Below are 17,180 nucleotides of genomic sequence, written 5' to 3' on the forward strand. Positions count from 1 at the left end.
GAATTAAACTGTTTATTCGTAATGAATTAACTGTTAGTCACTCTTTAAGACTTGATAATTTTTAGCGTCTTGCGACGTTAAGATATCAGTGCTTATGAGTGCCCACACAGATTGTCTGATAAATTGTTAAAGAGCAGTGCCACCGTATTTCCGGGTGGCGCGGGCTGCGTATATTACGCTTTCCCGCTACAGAGTCAAGCATTTATTTTTACTTAACTTTGCCTGACAGGCCGGTTTGTTTGCCGTTGTGCCGTGTCAGTGGTGGCGCATTATAGGGACTAATCTCTCGCTGGCAAGTGAAAATTTAAAAAAATTTACTAAGCGCATTTTTTTTCACCATAGCGATGGGAAATTCAGCAAATATGCTGTTATTTGCTGAATTAAACACCATGAAAGAGTAGCGAGTGGCATACTAAAGCAGTCAAAACGCCTGAGGATTACCCCGCATGTCACTGAATGCACAACAACTGGCGGCCCAAAAGAACCTTTCCTGGGTACTGGCCGAGAAATTAGCCCGCAAAATACTGACTGGTGAGTATGAGTCAGGTTCCATTTTACCTGGCGAAATGGAGTTAGGTGAACTCTACAGCGTCAGCCGAACGGCGGTACGTGAAGCTGTAAAAACCCTGGCGGCAAAAGGGATGGTACTTCCCAGGCCACGTATTGGTACGCGTGTTATGCCCCGCAGCAACTGGAACTTCCTGGATAAAGAGTTACTCACCTGGTGGATGACCCAGGATAATTTCAGTGAAATAGTTAATTACTTCCTGATAATGCGTAATAGTCTTGAACCCCAGGCCTGTGCGCTGGCAGCAAGTAATGGCACCGGTGAGCAAAAAGCCCTTCTGGCATCAACAATGGAAGAGATGAAAGCACTACGAACTAAATATGATCGCGAAACATGGGTAGATATAGATACCACTTATCACGAACAAATATACATCATGAGCGGAAATCCATTTCTTTCTTCTTTTGCGAACCTGTTCAGGTCTGTTTATTACAACTATTTTTCTTCTATTGCTAACAATGAAGTTATCAAGCTCGACAACCATCAGGCTATTGTCGATGCAATCATAAAAGGCGACAGTCAACAGGCGTTCGTTGCCTGTCAGGCATTACTGGTTGACGATAAATAACAACGCACCAGGCGTACAAACAGGATTGGTATGCTCCATAAAGCCCGAAGCATGTCTGGCCTGCCATGGATAGCCGCGATGGCTTTCTTTATGCAGGCGCTGGACGCAACTATCTTAAACACAGCACTTCCGGCTATTGCTCACAGCCTGAATCGCTCTCCTTTAGCAATGCAATCAGCGATAATAAGTTACACACTGACCGTCGCGATGCTGATTCCTGTTAGCGGATGGCTGGCAGACAGATTCGGTACACGCCGGGTTTTTATGATTGCGGTCACCTTGTTTACACTGGGCTCTCTGGCATGCGCGCTATCCGTGTCTCTGGGCCAACTGGTCATCTTCCGTGTCATTCAAGGGGTTGGTGGGGCAATGATGATGCCCGTCGCCAGGCTTGCATTATTGCGCGCTTACCCACGCAGTGAACTGCTTCCGGTTTTAAACTTTGTCACTATGCCTGGGTTGGTTGGCCCGATCTTAGGTCCTTTACTGGGAGGGATTCTTGTTACATGGGCAAGCTGGCACTGGATATTTCTCATTAACATTCCGATAGGAATCATGGGGCTGCTTTATGCCAGAAAGTACATGCCGAATTTTACGACACCCCCAAGGCATTTTGATCTACCAGGCTTTTTATTATTTGGCCTGAGTCTGGTTCTTATCTCCAGTGGTGTTGAGTTATTTGGTGAAAAGATTGTTGAGCCATGGCTGGCTGGCAGTATTACGCTGGGAGGCGTCGTTTTGCTGCTGGGGTATGTGGCCCATGCTCGTAACCACCCTGCACCACTGATTGCCTTGCCATTATTCAGAACACGCACATTCTCGGTAGGTATTCTGGGCAATATAGCCTCCCGCCTTGGCACCGGGTGTGTCCCTTTCTTGATGCCATTAATGCTTCAGGTAGGATTTGGTTTCCCGGCGTTTTTGGCTGGTTGTATGATGGCACCAACGGCGGTGGGGTCTATTCTGGCGAAATCGACAGTGACACAAGTACTGAGGAAATTCGGCTACCGCAACACACTGGTGGGTATTACTCTTTTTATTGGCCTGATGATTGCTCAGTTCTCCCTGCAATCCCCGGGCATGGCATTATGGGAACTGATTTTACCGCTATTCATTTTAGGCATGGCAATGTCTACACAGTTTACATCCATGAATACCATTACACTTGCCGATCTGTCCGATGAAAATGCCAGTAGCGGGAACAGTGTTCTGGCCGTTACACAGCAATTATCCATTAGCCTTGGCGTGGCAGTGAGCGCTGTAATTTTGCGGTTCTATGCCGGATTTCCGCATCTTGATACTGTTGCGCAATTCCACCATACGTTCATGACGATGGGCTTAATCACAATGCTGTCTGCAGCCGTCTTTTTAATGCTGAAAAAGAAAGACGGAAGAAATTTAATCGCCAGAAAAATGCATGACTAACTAAGCGGAACCCCTGATGATAAGTTCTGGCGTAAGCTGTAAACGCTGCTGCTGCTGTGCTGGTTCAGCCATACGATGAATGAGCACATCAATTGCCAGCTCACCCAGTTCATCTTTTGGCTGATGAATAGTAGTAAGTGGCGGTGTCATATATTGCGCCAGTTCAATATCATCATAACCAATAACGGCCATATCCTGAGGCACAGACACTCCTGCCTGATACAGAGCCTGATATGCGCCAACAGCCATCGCATCATTACCGGCAAAAACAGCGTCAGGCCGCTCAGGTAACGCAAGTAATGACTGCATTGCCTGGTAGCCACCTGAAAACTCAAAATCACCGGTAATTTCATACCCTACAGGAATCGTTAACCCTGCACGAGACATGGCAGCACGGTAACCTTCAAGACGCAGGCGGGAAGGTGTTTTATCCAATGGGCCAGTAATACAAGCGATACGCTGGTAACCTTTGTCAATAAGATACTGAGTGGCCATATCACCTCCCAGTAGTGAGTTATCCTGAATCAAATCACTGGGACCACTGAATGGCTCCCAGTCCATCATGACAATAGGAATTGCCGGGTAACGCGCAATAATAGCGGGAGAAGGCTGGTGTGTCTCCGTACACAATAACAGCAGCCCATCAACACGCTTTTGCAGCAATGTTTCCAGGTTGCGGTTCATACGCTGTTCATCGCCTTCAGTATTACACAGCACCAGGCTGTAACCCCGCTCGAAACAACTCCGTTCCACGCCACGAACCAGTTCCGAATAAAACGGATTGGTACTGGCGGTAATCAGCATCCCAATAGTACGGGTCTGGTTCAACTTCAGGCTTCTGGCTAATGCTGAAGGCGCATAGTTAAGCTGTTTTACAGCCGACTCGACTTTTTCACGCACTGGGTCGCTGACATAGCGGTCATTATTGATGACATGAGAAACCGTTGATGTGGAAACCCCGGCCAGCCGCGCCACATCTTTCATTGTCGCCACAAAAACTATCCTTGCTCAGAAAGAAAACGGTCAATCTCTTCACGCCATGGCACAGATGGCTGAGCACCTTTGCGGGTTACCGCAATGGCGGCCGCGGCATGACCAAAACGAATGGCATCCCGCAATGGCTTCCCTTCAATCAGTGCAGTAACCAGCGCACCATTAAACGTATCACCAGCTGCTATCGTATCAACTGCTTTAACTTTGAACCCGGCAATACGCTCATTGATACTTCCGTCACTTACCCACACACCACGGCTACCCATGGTTATCAGGACAATACCAATACCTTTTTCATGTAATTTTTGTGCCGCTTTGGAGGCATCAGCTTCTGTCTCAACACAAATACCGGTTAATTTCTCTGCTTCTGTTTCATTAGGTGTAATAATATCCACCAGCGACAGTAATTCATCAGAAAGTGGGCAAGCTGGCGCAGGGTTGAGAATAACGGTGGTATCGTTCTGATGAGCAATACGGGCCGCAGCAAGTACACTTTCCACCGGAGACTCCAGTTGCATCAATAATGCCGATGCACTGGCAATTAGTGTACTGTGCTTTTCCACCCGGTCAGGCGTCAGTGCGCTATTGGCACCTGCATGAATACCGATAACGTTTTCACCGTCCTGGTTAACAAAGATAAGCGCTACCCCGGTTGATTCCTCATCAACAGAATCAACCGGCGAGACATCAATGTTGTCGCTGGCTAACTGCCGGCGTACTTGCTGACCAATATCATCACTTCCAACACAAGCGATAAAAGAAATATTCGCGCCACTACGGCCGGCAGCAACGGCCTGGTTGGCACCTTTGCCACCAAAGGCAACCTGATAATGCTGACCTGTTACCGTTTCCCCCGGCGTTGGAAATTGCGCAAGGTTAAGAATATGGTCCGCATTGATACTCCCCAGAACAACAAGCTTCTCAGTGGTCTTCATTATCAGGATGTCCTTTTTAGTGCGCCACCTTACCGGTGGCGCTGCCATGCTTTTCTTAATGTCTAATTATTTAGTAACCAGTTTCAGAGCCACCGGAATTTTAGCTTCAACTTTTTCGCCTTTAAGCACTTTATCTGCCGTTTCAACGCCGATAACACCAATTTGCTCCGGTTGTTGGGCAACTGTGGCACCCATTTTTCCACTTTCAACAGCTTTGATACCATCATCTGTACCATCAAAGCCAACAACCAACACGTTTGATTTCCCGGCTGTCTGCAGAGCGCGCAACGCGCCAAGCGCCATTTCATCATTCTGCGCAAACACCGCCTGTACATCAGGATGCGCAGTCAGCAGGTTCTGCATAACGTTCAGGCCTTTTGTCCGGTCGAAGTCTGCAGGCTGGCTGGCAAGAATATCAAATTTATGTGCTGCGACCGCCTGGGCAAAACCTTCTCCACGTTCACGTGCAGCTGACGTCCCGGCAATCCCTTGTAACTCAATAACTTTTGCATTATTGCCAAGTTTTTTTGCAATAAAGTCACCTGCCATTTTCCCACCAGCAACGTTATCAGAAGCAATATGGCTGACAACAGTGCCGTGATTTGCCATGCGATCCAGTGTGATAACCGGGATTTTGGCCTGGTTAGCCATTTTCACTGCATTACCAACAGCATCGGAATCTGTTGGGTTAATCAGCATCAGTTTAGTGCCGCGTACCGTCAGATCCTGTACGTTGGCTAACTCTTTCGCTGGGTTGTTTTGAGAATCCAGAACCACCAGGTTATAACCCAGTTTATTCGCCTCTTTTTGAGCACCGTCTTTCAGGGAAACAAAGAACGGGTTATTCAGTGTAGAAATAACCAGTGCGATGGTATCTTTTGCCATGGCATTTGCACTGACAGTGGCACTCAGAGCAACAGCAGAAACAAGGGTTGCCAGTTTTTTCATATTCATATCAAGATGTCCTGTAGAGTAATGAATTACTGCTTTTTGTTGTCCACCAGCACCGCCAACAAAATTACAACCGCTTTGACGATCATCTGGTAATAGGAAGAAACACCTAATAAATTCAAACCATTATTCAGGAAGCCAAGAATCAGTGCGCCGATTAGCGTTCCCATAATGCGCCCTTTCCCGCCAGCCAGGCTGGTCCCGCCGAGAACCACAGCGGCAATCGCATCTAATTCATATCCCGTACCGGCAGTAGGCTGCGCAGAAGAAAGACGCGCGACCTCAATAATGCCAGCCAGAGAAGCCAGCAGGCCACACAGGGAATAGACAATAATCTTTACTTTATCAACACTTATCCCGGAAAGACGGGTGGCGGCTTCATTACCACCCAGCGCATAGATGTAACGGCCCAGTCGCGTATGGTGCAACATATACCATGCACCGGCGAACACGATTGCCATAATCCATACAGGAGTTGGGATACCCAGTGGGCGGCCAATACCAAACCAGCCAAACAAGTCTGCGTTAGCGGAGAACCCTGTGTTAACCGGGCTGCCATCGGTGTACACCATGGTTACCCCACGCAGTAACAGCATCATTACCAGCGTAGCAATAAATGCCTGCACCCGCCCTTTCGCAACAATTACCCCGGTAACGCCGCCAATAGCAGCACCCAGTGCCAGAGCAGCAGCTATGGCAACCAGTGAATTGACTTCAATCCCCACAATGGATGCGGCCACAGCGCCCGTAAGTGCCAGTAATGAACCAACGGACAAATCAATACCAGAGGTGAGAATAACCAGCGTCATCCCCACAGCCATAATGGCATTCACGGAGGTTTGCTGGAGAATATTAAACAGGTTGTTTACTGTGAAAAAGTTAGGGCTCATTGTAGATACAATGGCAATCAGCACCAGGAGCGCAATCAACGATTTTTGCTCCATCAGCCAGGCCTTACTGAACCAGCGACGGGATGGAATAGACTGGGTACTCATTTTTTGCTCCTGTTACACACGGGTAAGCTTGCCAACGGCGGCTGCCATCAGGACTTCCTGAGTGGCCTGCTCGCGTGTAAATTCACCACCGTGATGCCCTTCATGCATCACCATAATGCGATCACTCATACCAAGCACTTCAGGCATTTCAGATGAGACCAGAATGATGCTCAGTCCTTCTGCCTTAAACTGGTTAATAAGCTGATAGATCTCTTTTTTTGCCCCGACATCCACACCACGAGTCGGTTCATCAAGGATAAGGACTTTAGGACGGGTCATCAGGCCGCGGGCAATAGCCACTTTTTGCTGATTCCCCCCAGATAAGAAACCAATGATTTGGTTCATTGACGGTGTTTTGATATTAAACAGGCGAATAAAATCACTGACAGCCTGTTGTTCATCTTTATGTTTCAGGCTGCCGCCGCCATGGCTGAAGTAACGCAAGGCGGTCAAAGACATATTCTCTTTAACGGACATCCCCAGCACCAGACCGTCTTTTTTCCGATCTTCCGAGATATAAACGATGCCGTTCGCCAGGCCATCTTGCGGAGAATGCGTAACAACCTCATGCCCATCAAGCGTGACATAACCACTGGTACGTTGCAGTGCACCATATAGCACCTTCATGAGCTCTGTACGTCCGGCGCCCATCAACCCGGAAACCCCCAGGATTTCGCCTTTACGTAACGTAAAACTAATGTCATGCACACCTGGTCCGCACAGGTTATCCACCTTCAGGCGAACATCACCAGGCTCATTATCAATATGCGGATATTGCTCTTCGAGTTTGCGCCCAACCATCATTTCTATCAGGCTGTCTTCTGTGAGTGAGCTGACTTCACGTTCGGCAATAAATTGCCCGTCACGAAAAACGGTCACATCGTCACAGATTTCAAAGATCTCTTTCATACGATGCGAGATATACACAATGCCACGCCCTTGAGCTTTCAGCTCACGAATGACATGGAACAACGACTCAGTTTCGGTATCAGTCAGCGCATCCGTTGGCTCATCCATAATGATGACTCGGGATTCAAAACTCAGCACTTTAGCGATTTCAACCATTTGCTGATCGCCGATAGATAAGTCACCCACCAGATAGTCACTGGTAAAACGTAAATTCAGGTGCTTAAGGAGTGCATCGGCTTCGCGATACATACGTTTCCAGTCAATACGCCCAACCCGGTTAACAAACTCGCGGCCAAGAAAAATATTCTCAGCTACAGTCAGTTGCGGGATAAGGTTAAGTTCCTGGTGAATAATGCCAATACCCGCTTCCTGGGAAGCTTTAGGCCCGCTGAATGTTGTCTCTTTTCCCAGCCAAAGAAGTTCTCCGGCATCACGGGAATAGATTCCGGTAAGCACTTTCATCATGGTGGATTTACCCGCACCATTTTCGCCCACCAGCGCCATAACCCGGCCTGGCCAGACATTTAATGAAGCACCTGATAATGCTTTTACGCCCGGGAACGCTTTATCGATCCCTTTGAGTTGCAGTAACGCGTCCATAGAAACCCCTAAAAGGTCACGCCTGCGTGAAGAATAATATTCGCATACGGGGAACACTCCCCGCTGCGAATGACCGCCTTACAATCTGCGGTTTGTTTTTTAAATTTTTCATGAAGGACATAAGTCACTTCAATTTGATTCCCCTGGTGTTGCTGCAGCTGCCTGATTTGCTCAAGCAACGTTTCATGAAGAGTGGGATTGTGCTGCTTAATTTCTTCAGCCAGAGTCACTGCTTCAACCTGCATTTCTTGTATAACCACGCCAAAAACTTGCAAAAAACCAGGCACACCATGAGTCAATGCCAGATCAATACGTTGGGTTGATGCTGGAACAGGAAGCCCTGCATCACCAATGGCGACAGTATCTGTATGCCCCAGACGGGAAATAACAGAAGAAATATCAGCGTTCAGAACAGTGCCTTTTTTCATCTCTACACTCCATCAGCGAAACGTTTCGCTGAAAGAAGTGTAGCGGCTCAAAAGCCTGTTCAACAACTGATGAGTTAAAGAAATGTGATCACCATCGAAACGTTTCGCTGATTTTTACAACCAGAGAATAAAGTGAAGTGAACCATTGTGGGGGAAAATGGTGATATGTGCTGGCTTCCTTGCCAACATCAGAGTGCGTGCGTCAGATTTCGACCTGAGTACCCAGTTCGATAACACGGTTAGGAGGTATTTCAAATTGGTCTGGTGCCCGCAAGGCATTACGCTGCAACAAAATGAACAGTTTGCCACGCAACCGCAGATACCATGGGCGTTTTCCGCCAATAATCAAAGACTCATGCGACATAAAGAAGGAGGTTTCCATCATCCGGCAGGTTAATCCCTCCAGGCCGCAACGATGGAATACTTCTTCTACATTTGGCGTTTCACGCCACCCATAACTGGCGACAACCCGCCAGAACGTAGGTGATAGCTGCTCAATGGATACACGCCGTACATTGTGAACATAGGGTGCATCTTCGGTACGCAGGGTTAGTAAAATCACACGTTCATGCAGTACCTTGTTGTGTTTAAGATTGTGCAACAGGGCAAATGGAATCACATTAAGTGCCCGCGACATATATACCGCAGTACCAGGTACACGAACCGGGGGTGATTTTTCCAGGGAAGCAATCATGGCTTCCAGAGAATTGCCATGTTCATGCATTCGGCGCAGCAGGCGAAAACGCTCGCTTTTCCAGGTAGTCATGACAATAAACATCAGCAAGCCAAGGGTCAGCGGTAACCACCCACCTGACAACACCTTCTGCAAATTAGCTGAGAACAAAGGAATATCAACACTCAGTAATGTTACTAAAATGATTCCCACCACAACCTTGTTCCAGTGCCAATTTTTACGCGCCACAGTACAGGCAAGCATAGAAGTCAGCACCATTGTCCCGGTTACGGCTATACCATAAGCGGCCGCCAGATTGCTGGAGTGTTCAAACCCAATTATCACCAGAACCACGGCGAAATAGAGCATCCAGTTAATGACCGGAATATAAATCTGCCCGGATTCCCGCTCTGAGGTGTGAATTATCTTCATGGGCGACAGATACCCCAAACGCACAGCTTGCCGGGTTAAAGAGAATACACCGGAAATAACAGCCTGAGAGGCGATAACAGTTGCCAGTGTTGCCAGAATCAACAAGGGAATCAAGGCCCAGTCAGGCGCTAACAAGAAGAAGGGATTTTTGATAGTCTCAGGGTTTTTTAGTAATAAGGCTCCCTGACCAAAATAGTTCAAGATTAAAGACGGTAACACCACCGCAAACCAGGCAATCCGAATGGGTAATTTGCCAAAATGCCCCATATCAGCATACAAAGCTTCAACACCAGTAATAGAGAGAACGACTGCCCCTAAGGCCAGGAATGACACTTCTTTATGCTCAATAAAGAAACGCACTGCCCAGATGGGATTAATTGCATTGAGAACTTCCGGATTAGCCAAAATACTTCTGGCACCTAACACAGCAAGCACCGCAAACCAGGTTAGCATAATGGGCGCAAAAAGTTTGCCGACCATTCCTGTACCATGCTTTTGAATCATGAAGAGCAATGTCAGAACAATAATAGAAAGCGGAACAATATAAGGATCCAGTGAAGGAGCCGCAATTTCCAGACCTTCAATGGCAGACATAACCGAAATTGCAGGGGTGATAACCACTTCCCCATAGAAAAAACTGCCGCCAATCAGCCCCATAATAACCAGAACTGACGTCATTTTAGCCGTGGTATTACGCCCGGCAAGCGACATTAATGTCAGTATCCCCCCTTCGCCAGCGTTATCAGCCCGCATAACAAAAGTCAGATATTTGATGGAAACGACAAAAATCAGTAACCAAAAAATCAGAGATAGAAACCCCAATACAGCGCCATATTCAACGCCAAAACCGAACTGACCTGAGAGACATTCACGCAATGTATAAAGTGGACTGGTACCTATATCGCCGTAAACCACCCCGATAGCAGCCAGTGTAACCGCTGGCAAAGCCTGCTTGTTTTCAGTGCTCATAGACTAATCTTTTCGTTTAGATTTAACTCGTGTGCTTAGTCCCTTGGCCCACAAAAAGCGCTCAGTATGCACGATTGTGAAAAAAATCGTACCCCTAAATCGTATTCAGTTAATTTAGCGCAAATTACTTATACACTGATTACTGGCTTATTTTAGTATCTATAACAAACATCTACAGACCACATCATTCCAGTGAGTACTGAGCGATGTAGTGAATCCCAGGGTACAGGACGTAACAACCATGATGAAAAGCAGCATGGTTTACCCGAGATACGCAACCTTTCCCCATGAAGACAGCCTTTATCACGAATAACACAACGAAAAACCAGAGATACTGCAGCATACAGGATGAAGCGTATATACTTCCGATACATCGCATTAACCGGATGAGAAACAGATAAATTATGGTTCAAGCGCATTTACTGGCGGAAAGAATTTCACGCCTCAGCCAGTCACTGGAAAAAGGCTTATATGAACGTCAACATGCCATCAGGTTGTGCCTGCTGGCAGCCCTTAGTGGTGAAAGTGTTTTTCTGTTAGGCCCACCAGGTATTGCCAAGAGTTTGATTGCACGTCGATTGAAATTCGCATTCCGCCATGCCCGTGCTTTCGAATACCTGATGACCCGTTTTTCTACCCCGGAAGAAGTTTTTGGCCCGCTATCCATCCAGGCCTTAAAAGATGAAGGGCGTTATGAGCGCCTTACTGAAGGGTATTTGCCCAGTGCTGAGATTGTTTTTCTCGATGAAATTTGGAAAGCCGGGCCGGCGATACTGAATACATTACTCACAGCGATTAATGAGCGACGGTTTCGTAATGGAGCAAATGAAGCAGCTATTCCTATGCGCCTTCTGGTTACCGCTTCTAACGAACTCCCTGAAGCAGACAGCAGCCTGGAAGCACTGTACGACCGTATGCTTATTCGCTTGTGGCTGGATAAAGTGCAGGAAAAAAATAACTTCCGCGCCATGCTGATAAGCCATCAGGATGAGCATGAAAACCCAGTGGCAGAAGGCCTGCAAGTCTCTGATGAAGAATTTGCCGACTGGCAAAAGGCAATTACTAAAATCACCCTGCCGGATAATGTGTTCGAATTGCTGTTCCAGCTCCGCCAACAGCTGGGGCAACAGCCGGAATCCCCTTATATTTCAGACCGTCGCTGGAAAAAAGCCTTACGTTTATTGCAAGCCTGCGCCTTCTTTAGCGGACGGGAACAGTTATCCCCCATCGATCTTATTCTGCTTAAAGATTGCCTGTGGCACGATATGGACAGTCTCAAAATGGTCCAGCAGCAAATTACGCTTTTGATGACCGGTTCAGCCTGGCAACAAAACACATTGCTGAGTGAACTCAGTGCCATTCAGCAACAGCGACTGATACAACAGCAAAAACAAAGCGAATACAATGCCCTTACCCTTATAAAACAACAAAATACATTTTTTGGACGGCGCCAAAGCTATTCACTTCCCGAAGGGCTGGAAGCAACAACCCTGACACTGGTGCTCCAAAAGTCGCTCAGGCTGCATGATATGAACGTCATTCATATTACGCTGGACCGAATGGCGATGGATCAGTGGTTACAGAAAGGTGGCGAAATTCGTGGCAAACTGAATGGGACAGGCTTTGCTCAACCTTTACAACTTGAGGTCGATAATAAACAACACCTGGTTATTCGTGATGTCAGCATGCAAGGCACCACACTGGCACTCCCCGGGAAACCACAACAGGGACTTCCCGATGATATCAGGCAACAACTGGATGACCTCGAAACCCGTTGGCGTAAACAGCATGCGCTGTTTAATGAGCAACAAAAATGCCTGTTCATTGAAAGTGACTGGTTAGGGCAAATCGAGGCCAGCCTGCAGGATGTAGGCGCGCAAATAAAACAGGCTCGCCAATGCTAACGCTTTCCGCACTGGATACCATGCTGGCCATTAGTGAAACCGGGCTGGTGGAAGAACTGATAGTGACGCTTCTGGCGGCACCACAGTTAATTGCATTTTTTGAGAAATACCCGCGATTAAAAAAAACAGTAAACAACGATCTTCCTCGCTGGCAGGATGAACTTAAATCCCGATTAAACAGTACATTGCTGCCAAAACATCTCGAACAAGAAGTCATGTTATTCCGGGCTGTTCAGTTACAGTCTACAGCACAATTCAGCCAGCAATGTTCAGGTCTCGTCAGCCAACTTACAGAACTGAATTCGTCATTTGCTGCTCAGGGGCTGGAGCTTATAGCTGAAGCTCCCCCTGTCACCCCTGCATTGCATACACTCTTTTTACAACGCTGGCGTGTCAGCCTGATAATGCGCGCAACGACACTTAACAATCAATTATTGGCAGAAGAGCAGGAACGACTTATGGCTGAGTTGCTTAAACGCCTGCAACTCACCCGGCAACTGGACCCATTGCTCAGCGATAATGACCGAACATCAGGCCGTTTATGGGATATGAGCAGCAGTAATCTTGCCACAGAGAATATCAGCCAGTTAATTCAGTACAGCGAGTTCTTAAATACCCAACCTGAGTTAATGCGCCTGGCGGAACAACTTGGCCGGGCAAACGCCGCAAAAAGTGTCCCTAAAAATAATGCACCACCAGAGATGACCCGGGTTATGGTGCGCGAACCCGCCACCGTACCAGAACAAATCGAAGGGCTACACCAGAGCGATGATATTCTGCGGTTACTGCCGCCAGAACTGGCAGCACTGGGTATCTCAGAGCTGGAGTACGAGTTTTACCGCCGGTTACTTGATAAACAATTGATGACCTACCGCCTGCAGGGTGATGCATGGCGGGAAAAAATCGTCCAGCGTCCGTCACACCAGCAAGAAATGGATGAGCAACCCAAAGGGCCGTTTATTGCCTGTGTCGACACCTCAGGCTCTATGGGTGGGTTTAATGAGCAGTGTGCAAAAGCCTTCTGCCTGGCGTTAATGCGCATTGCGCTAAGAGAAGACCGTCGATGCTATGTCATGCTCTTTTCCAGCGAAATAGTCAGTTATGAACTCACCGCAAAAGATGGACTCCAGCAAGCGATACGTTTTCTCAGCCAGCGGTTCCGGGGAGGCACTGATCTCGTCAGATGTTTTGAAGAAGTAGTGAAACACATGCAAACTGCACACTGGGCTGATGCCGATGCTGTGATAATCTCGGATTTTATTGCTCAGCGCCTGCCCGAAGAAGTAATAAACAAAGTCAGACTGTTGCAAAACCAGCACCACCACCGTTTCCATGCTGTTGCAATGTCACCTCATGGCAAGCCCGGCATCATGCGTATTTTCGACCATATCTGGCGGTTTGATACAGGCCCAGGCACTCGTCTGGCCCGTCAGTTCAAACGCCATTTCTGATAGCGCAGGCATACCCGAATGCCCTCACTTTCTTTATTATGCCTGCAGCTAACACCAACAAAGTTTATCTTGCCTGGAATTGCTCATGGAAAACTACTCTCTCGATAATCTTGATCGCGACATCCTCAAGGCCTTAATGGCTAACGCCCGAACGGCTTATGCTGAGCTGGCCAAACAATTTGGCGTCAGCGCAGGGACCATTCATGTGCGGGTTGAAAAAATGAAGCAGGCAGGGATCATCACCGGCACCCGGGTTGATATCAGTCCAAAACAGTTGGGTTACGACGTGTGCTGCTTTATTGGCATTATTTTAAAGAGTGCCAAAGATTACCCTTCCGCGCTGGCCCGGCTGGAAAGTCTTGAAGAGGTGACAGAAGCTTATTACACCACGGGGCATTACAGTATCTTCATTAAAGTGATGTGCAAATCTATTGATGCACTGCAGCAAGTACTTATCAACAAAATTCAGACTATTGATGAGATACAGTCTACGGAAACGCTGATCTCCTTACAGAATCCCATCATGCGGACGATCACGCCTTAATTCATACAAACAAATACCCATATTATCCACAGGTAGATCCCATGCGATTCACAGCGTACAATACGCCACGGTTTGTTGAAGGCAGGAACCATGGCAGAAATAACGTTGATAACTGGCAGTACGCTGGGTAGTGCTGAATATGTCGCAGAACATCTGGCTTCATTGCTGGATGCTGATGGGTTTACCACCCGGACACTTCATGGTCCGGAACTGGAAGCACTCAATCAATCTGGTTACTGGCTGGTCGTAACATCAACTCATGGTGCGGGAGATCTGCCCGATAACCTTCAGCCTTTATATGATGCCATTGAAGCAGGTAAGCCTGATTTAAGTGGTGTGCAGTTCGGGGCGATTGGTATTGGCAGCCGTGAGTATGACACATTCTGCGAAGCAATAGACAAACTGAGCAGCCTGTTGCAGGCTTGTGGTGCACGCCGTCTTGGCGAACCACTAAAAATAAACATTCTTGATCATGAAATTCCGGAAGATCCGGCAGAAGAATGGCTGCTTTCCTGGAAAAATTTACTCCCAAGAGTGTAAAGATCGCGCAGTTGGTTGTGGATAACTCTGCGTAAAAGCTTGGATCAACCAGTAGTTATCCAATGTACAATGATCGTATGTTTTTTGGGGTGTGAGTAAGTCGCTAAACTGATCCCAGCTTATACGGTATGGGATCACCGATCATTCACAGCTAATGATCCACCCTAATCACCTGTATTAAAAGGTGAATAATCACTTATCCACAACATAATGCGATCATAATAAGAGATCATAATAAAACAGATCTCTATATAAAGATCTTCTTTTTAATACCTTCGATCCTGGTGCTTTCTCAATCGACTAAAGTTGAGTAGAATCCCCGGCCCGGGGCAATAAATCCTCTTTCGCAAATTCGCAACAGCGAGGCTTAGTAACCATGTTTTATCCAGATCCTTTTGACGTCATCATCATTGGCGGGGGTCACGCAGGGACTGAAGCAGCAATGGCTGCAGCCCGAATGGGCCAACAGACCCTTTTACTGACACACAATATCGACACTCTGGGGCAGATGTCCTGTAACCCGGCTATTGGCGGTATTGGCAAAGGACATTTGGTTAAGGAAGTGGATGCGCTTGGTGGACTGATGGCGAAAGCTATCGATCAGGCCGGTATCCAGTTTAGGATACTAAACGCCAGCAAAGGCCCCGCAGTGAGAGCAACCCGCGCTCAGGCAGACCGTGTTCTTTACCGACAGGCAGTTCGCACTGCTTTGGAAAACCAGCCAAACCTGATGATCTTCCAACAAGCAGTTGAAGATCTGATTGTCGAAAACGACCAGGTCGTTGGTGCTGTCACCCAAATGGGCCTGAAATTTCGTGCAAAAGCAGTGGTGTTAACTGTCGGGACATTCCTTGACGGCAAAATTCATATTGGCCTGGATAACTACAGCGGTGGCCGGGCTGGCGATCCGCCGTCTATACCACTTTCTCGCCGCTTGCGTGAATTGCCTTTGCGTGTCAGCCGGCTGAAGACAGGAACACCGCCGCGTATTGATGCCCGGACTATCGATTTCTCAGTGCTGGCTCAACAGCATGGGGATAACCCGATGCCGGTCTTTTCTTTCCTGGGTTCTGCAAGCCAACACCCCCAGCAGGTCCCTTGCTATATCACGCATACTAACGAACGCACTCACGACGTGATTCGTAATAATCTGGACCGCAGCCCAATGTATGCTGGTGTGATAGAAGGCATTGGCCCTCGTTATTGTCCGTCGATTGAAGACAAAGTTATGCGTTTTGCTGATCGCAATGCGCACCAGATCTTCCTGGAGCCGGAAGGGCTGACCAGCAACGAAATTTACCCCAACGGGATATCCACCAGCCTGCCGTTTGATGTCCAAATGCAAATTGTTCGCTCTATGGAAGGGATGGCTAATGCAAAGATCGTTCGCCCCGGGTATGCCATTGAGTATGATTTCTTCGATCCGCGTGATCTCAAACCTACACTGGAAAGCAAGTATATCCATGGCCTGTTCTTTGCCGGACAAATCAATGGCACAACAGGTTATGAAGAAGCTGCAGCTCAGGGGTTGCTGGCCGGGCTTAATGCCGGGCGTTATTCTGCAGACCTGGAAGGGTGGTCACCACGCCGTGATCAGGCCTATTTAGGCGTGCTGGTTGATGACCTGTGCACACTGGGTACCAAAGAGCCTTACCGCATGTTTACTTCCCGGGCTGAATATCGCCTGATGTTGAGGGAAGATAACGCAGACTTACGTTTAACCGAGACTGGGCGCGAGCTTGGGCTGGTGGATGATGAGCGCTGGGCACACTTTAACCAGAAACTGGAACACATTGAGCGTGAACGCCAGCGTCTGAAAGAAACCTGGGTTCATCCGGCATCTGAACATGCAACTGAGGTGAATTCACTGCTCAAATCGCCGTTGACCCGTGAAGCCAGTGGTGAAGATTTACTACGCCGCCCGGAAATGACGTACCAGCAGTTAACCTCGCTTTCCCAGTTTGCACCAGCACTGTCAGATGCACAGGCTGCTGAGCAGGTTGAGATTCAGGTTAAGTACGAAGGCTATATTGCCCGTCAGCAGGATGAAATTGAAAAACAACTGCGCAACGAGAATACGGTACTTCCTGCCACGCTGGATTACCGTCAGGTTTCTGGTTTGTCCAATGAAGTTACTGCGAAACTGAATGACCATAAACCGTCATCCATTGGGCAGGCTTCGCGCATTTCAGGTGTCACGCCTGCTGCTATTTCCATTTTGCTGGTGTGGCTGAAAAAACAAGGGTTGCTTCGCCGCACTGCCTGATACTGCTAAGATACAGGTAACTGTCTGGC

The 17,180-nt window shown here is 47.9% G+C and carries 14 protein-coding genes; 7 read left to right on the forward strand and 7 right to left on the reverse strand.

Translation table 11 applies throughout. The features are described 5' to 3' along the window. Positions 1-446 precede the first annotated feature (446 nt). Entirely contained in the window at positions 447-1,136 is a 690-nt protein-coding gene (locus A9B99_RS10275) for a FadR/GntR family transcriptional regulator (protein WP_064597201.1), read from the forward strand. 30 nt (positions 1,137-1,166) lie between these two features. Further along, positions 1,167-2,561 (forward strand): multidrug transporter subunit MdtD, encoded by a 1,395-nt coding sequence (gene mdtD / locus A9B99_RS10280; RefSeq protein ID WP_064597203.1) that lies wholly within the window; start codon positions 1,167-1,169, stop codon positions 2,559-2,561. On the opposite strand, the gene rbsR is transcribed toward mdtD, so the two are convergent. The 7 genes from rbsR to kup all read right to left on the reverse strand — a co-directional run bounded on the left by rbsR (position 2,562) and on the right by kup (position 10,446). Next, a complete protein-coding gene (gene rbsR / locus A9B99_RS10285; RefSeq protein ID WP_064597205.1) occupies positions 2,562-3,545 on the reverse strand; it encodes a ribose operon transcriptional repressor RbsR in 984 nt (327 codons plus the stop codon). 14 nt (positions 3,546-3,559) lie between these two features. Next, positions 3,560-4,489 (reverse strand): ribokinase, encoded by a 930-nt coding sequence (gene rbsK, locus A9B99_RS10290; protein ID WP_064597207.1) that lies wholly within the window; start codon positions 4,487-4,489, stop codon positions 3,560-3,562. Positions 4,490-4,555: 66 nt separating this feature from the next. Then, the gene (gene rbsB, locus A9B99_RS10295) at positions 4,556-5,443 is read right to left on the reverse strand and encodes a ribose ABC transporter substrate-binding protein RbsB (protein ID WP_064597210.1); all 888 of its coding nucleotides are present in this window, start codon (positions 5,441-5,443) and stop codon (positions 4,556-4,558) included. Between the two features lie 26 nt (positions 5,444-5,469). Next, entirely contained in the window at positions 5,470-6,435 is a 966-nt protein-coding gene (gene rbsC / locus A9B99_RS10300; protein ID WP_064597211.1) for a ribose ABC transporter permease, read from the reverse strand. Between the two features lie 12 nt (positions 6,436-6,447). After that, on the reverse strand, positions 6,448-7,944 hold the full coding sequence (rbsA, locus tag A9B99_RS10305; protein WP_064597213.1) for a ribose ABC transporter ATP-binding protein RbsA: 1,497 nt from the start codon (positions 7,942-7,944) through the stop codon (positions 6,448-6,450). A gap of 8 nt (positions 7,945-7,952) precedes the next feature. Beyond that, on the reverse strand, positions 7,953-8,372 hold the full coding sequence (rbsD, locus tag A9B99_RS10310; protein WP_064597215.1) for a D-ribose pyranase: 420 nt from the start codon (positions 8,370-8,372) through the stop codon (positions 7,953-7,955). Positions 8,373-8,574: 202 nt separating this feature from the next. Next, the gene (kup, locus tag A9B99_RS10315) at positions 8,575-10,446 is read right to left on the reverse strand and encodes a low affinity potassium transporter Kup (RefSeq protein ID WP_064597217.1); all 1,872 of its coding nucleotides are present in this window, start codon (positions 10,444-10,446) and stop codon (positions 8,575-8,577) included. Positions 10,447-10,850: 404 nt separating this feature from the next. Between kup and ravA the strand changes: the two genes are divergently transcribed. From ravA to mnmG, 5 genes are all read left to right on the forward strand, one after another. Beyond that, positions 10,851-12,350, forward strand: a complete 1,500-nt coding sequence (gene ravA / locus A9B99_RS10320) for an ATPase RavA (RefSeq protein WP_064597219.1) — start codon at positions 10,851-10,853, stop codon at positions 12,348-12,350. Continuing rightward, on the forward strand, positions 12,344-13,801 hold the full coding sequence (gene viaA, locus A9B99_RS10325) for an ATPase RavA stimulator ViaA (RefSeq protein WP_064597221.1): 1,458 nt from the start codon (positions 12,344-12,346) through the stop codon (positions 13,799-13,801). Before ravA ends, viaA begins: the two co-directional genes overlap by 7 nt. 85 nt (positions 13,802-13,886) lie before the next feature. After that, positions 13,887-14,345, forward strand: a complete 459-nt coding sequence (gene asnC / locus A9B99_RS10330) for a transcriptional regulator AsnC (RefSeq protein WP_036114033.1) — start codon at positions 13,887-13,889, stop codon at positions 14,343-14,345. 90 nt (positions 14,346-14,435) lie between these two features. Then, positions 14,436-14,885 carry an FMN-binding protein MioC gene (gene mioC / locus A9B99_RS10335; RefSeq protein WP_064597223.1) on the forward strand — a complete coding sequence of 150 codons (450 nt, stop codon included), beginning with the start codon at positions 14,436-14,438 and terminating at the stop codon, positions 14,883-14,885. Between the two features lie 376 nt (positions 14,886-15,261). Then, positions 15,262-17,151 carry a tRNA uridine-5-carboxymethylaminomethyl(34) synthesis enzyme MnmG gene (mnmG, locus tag A9B99_RS10340; protein ID WP_064597224.1) on the forward strand — a complete coding sequence of 630 codons (1,890 nt, stop codon included), beginning with the start codon at positions 15,262-15,264 and terminating at the stop codon, positions 17,149-17,151. The last annotated feature ends 29 nt before the right edge of the window (positions 17,152-17,180 follow it).

This window comes from Mangrovibacter phragmitis, assembly GCF_001655675.1.
GTDB classification, from domain to species: domain Bacteria; phylum Pseudomonadota; class Gammaproteobacteria; order Enterobacterales; family Enterobacteriaceae; genus Mangrovibacter; species Mangrovibacter phragmitis.

Coding starts and splice junctions, on each gene's coding strand:
- mdtD (WP_064597203.1), top strand. CDS start 1,167: ATGCTCCATAAAGCCCGAAGCATGTCTGGCCTGCCATGGATAGCCGCG.
- mnmG (WP_064597224.1), top strand. CDS start 15,262: ATGTTTTATCCAGATCCTTTTGACGTCATCATCATTGGCGGGGGTCAC.
- rbsR (WP_064597205.1), bottom strand. CDS start 3,545: ATGAAAGATGTGGCGCGGCTGGCCGGGGTTTCCACATCAACGGTTTCT.
- mioC (WP_064597223.1), top strand. CDS start 14,436: ATGGCAGAAATAACGTTGATAACTGGCAGTACGCTGGGTAGTGCTGAA.
- kup (WP_064597217.1), bottom strand. CDS start 10,446: ATGAGCACTGAAAACAAGCAGGCTTTGCCAGCGGTTACACTGGCTGCT.
- rbsK (WP_064597207.1), bottom strand. CDS start 4,489: ATGAAGACCACTGAGAAGCTTGTTGTTCTGGGGAGTATCAATGCGGAC.
- rbsD (WP_064597215.1), bottom strand. CDS start 8,372: ATGAAAAAAGGCACTGTTCTGAACGCTGATATTTCTTCTGTTATTTCC.
- viaA (WP_064597221.1), top strand. CDS start 12,344: ATGCTAACGCTTTCCGCACTGGATACCATGCTGGCCATTAGTGAAACC.
- ravA (WP_064597219.1), top strand. CDS start 10,851: ATGGTTCAAGCGCATTTACTGGCGGAAAGAATTTCACGCCTCAGCCAG.
- rbsA (WP_064597213.1), bottom strand. CDS start 7,944: ATGGACGCGTTACTGCAACTCAAAGGGATCGATAAAGCGTTCCCGGGC.
- rbsB (WP_064597210.1), bottom strand. CDS start 5,443: ATGAATATGAAAAAACTGGCAACCCTTGTTTCTGCTGTTGCTCTGAGT.
- asnC (WP_036114033.1), top strand. CDS start 13,887: ATGGAAAACTACTCTCTCGATAATCTTGATCGCGACATCCTCAAGGCC.
- rbsC (WP_064597211.1), bottom strand. CDS start 6,435: ATGAGTACCCAGTCTATTCCATCCCGTCGCTGGTTCAGTAAGGCCTGG.
- A9B99_RS10275 (WP_064597201.1), top strand. CDS start 447: ATGTCACTGAATGCACAACAACTGGCGGCCCAAAAGAACCTTTCCTGG.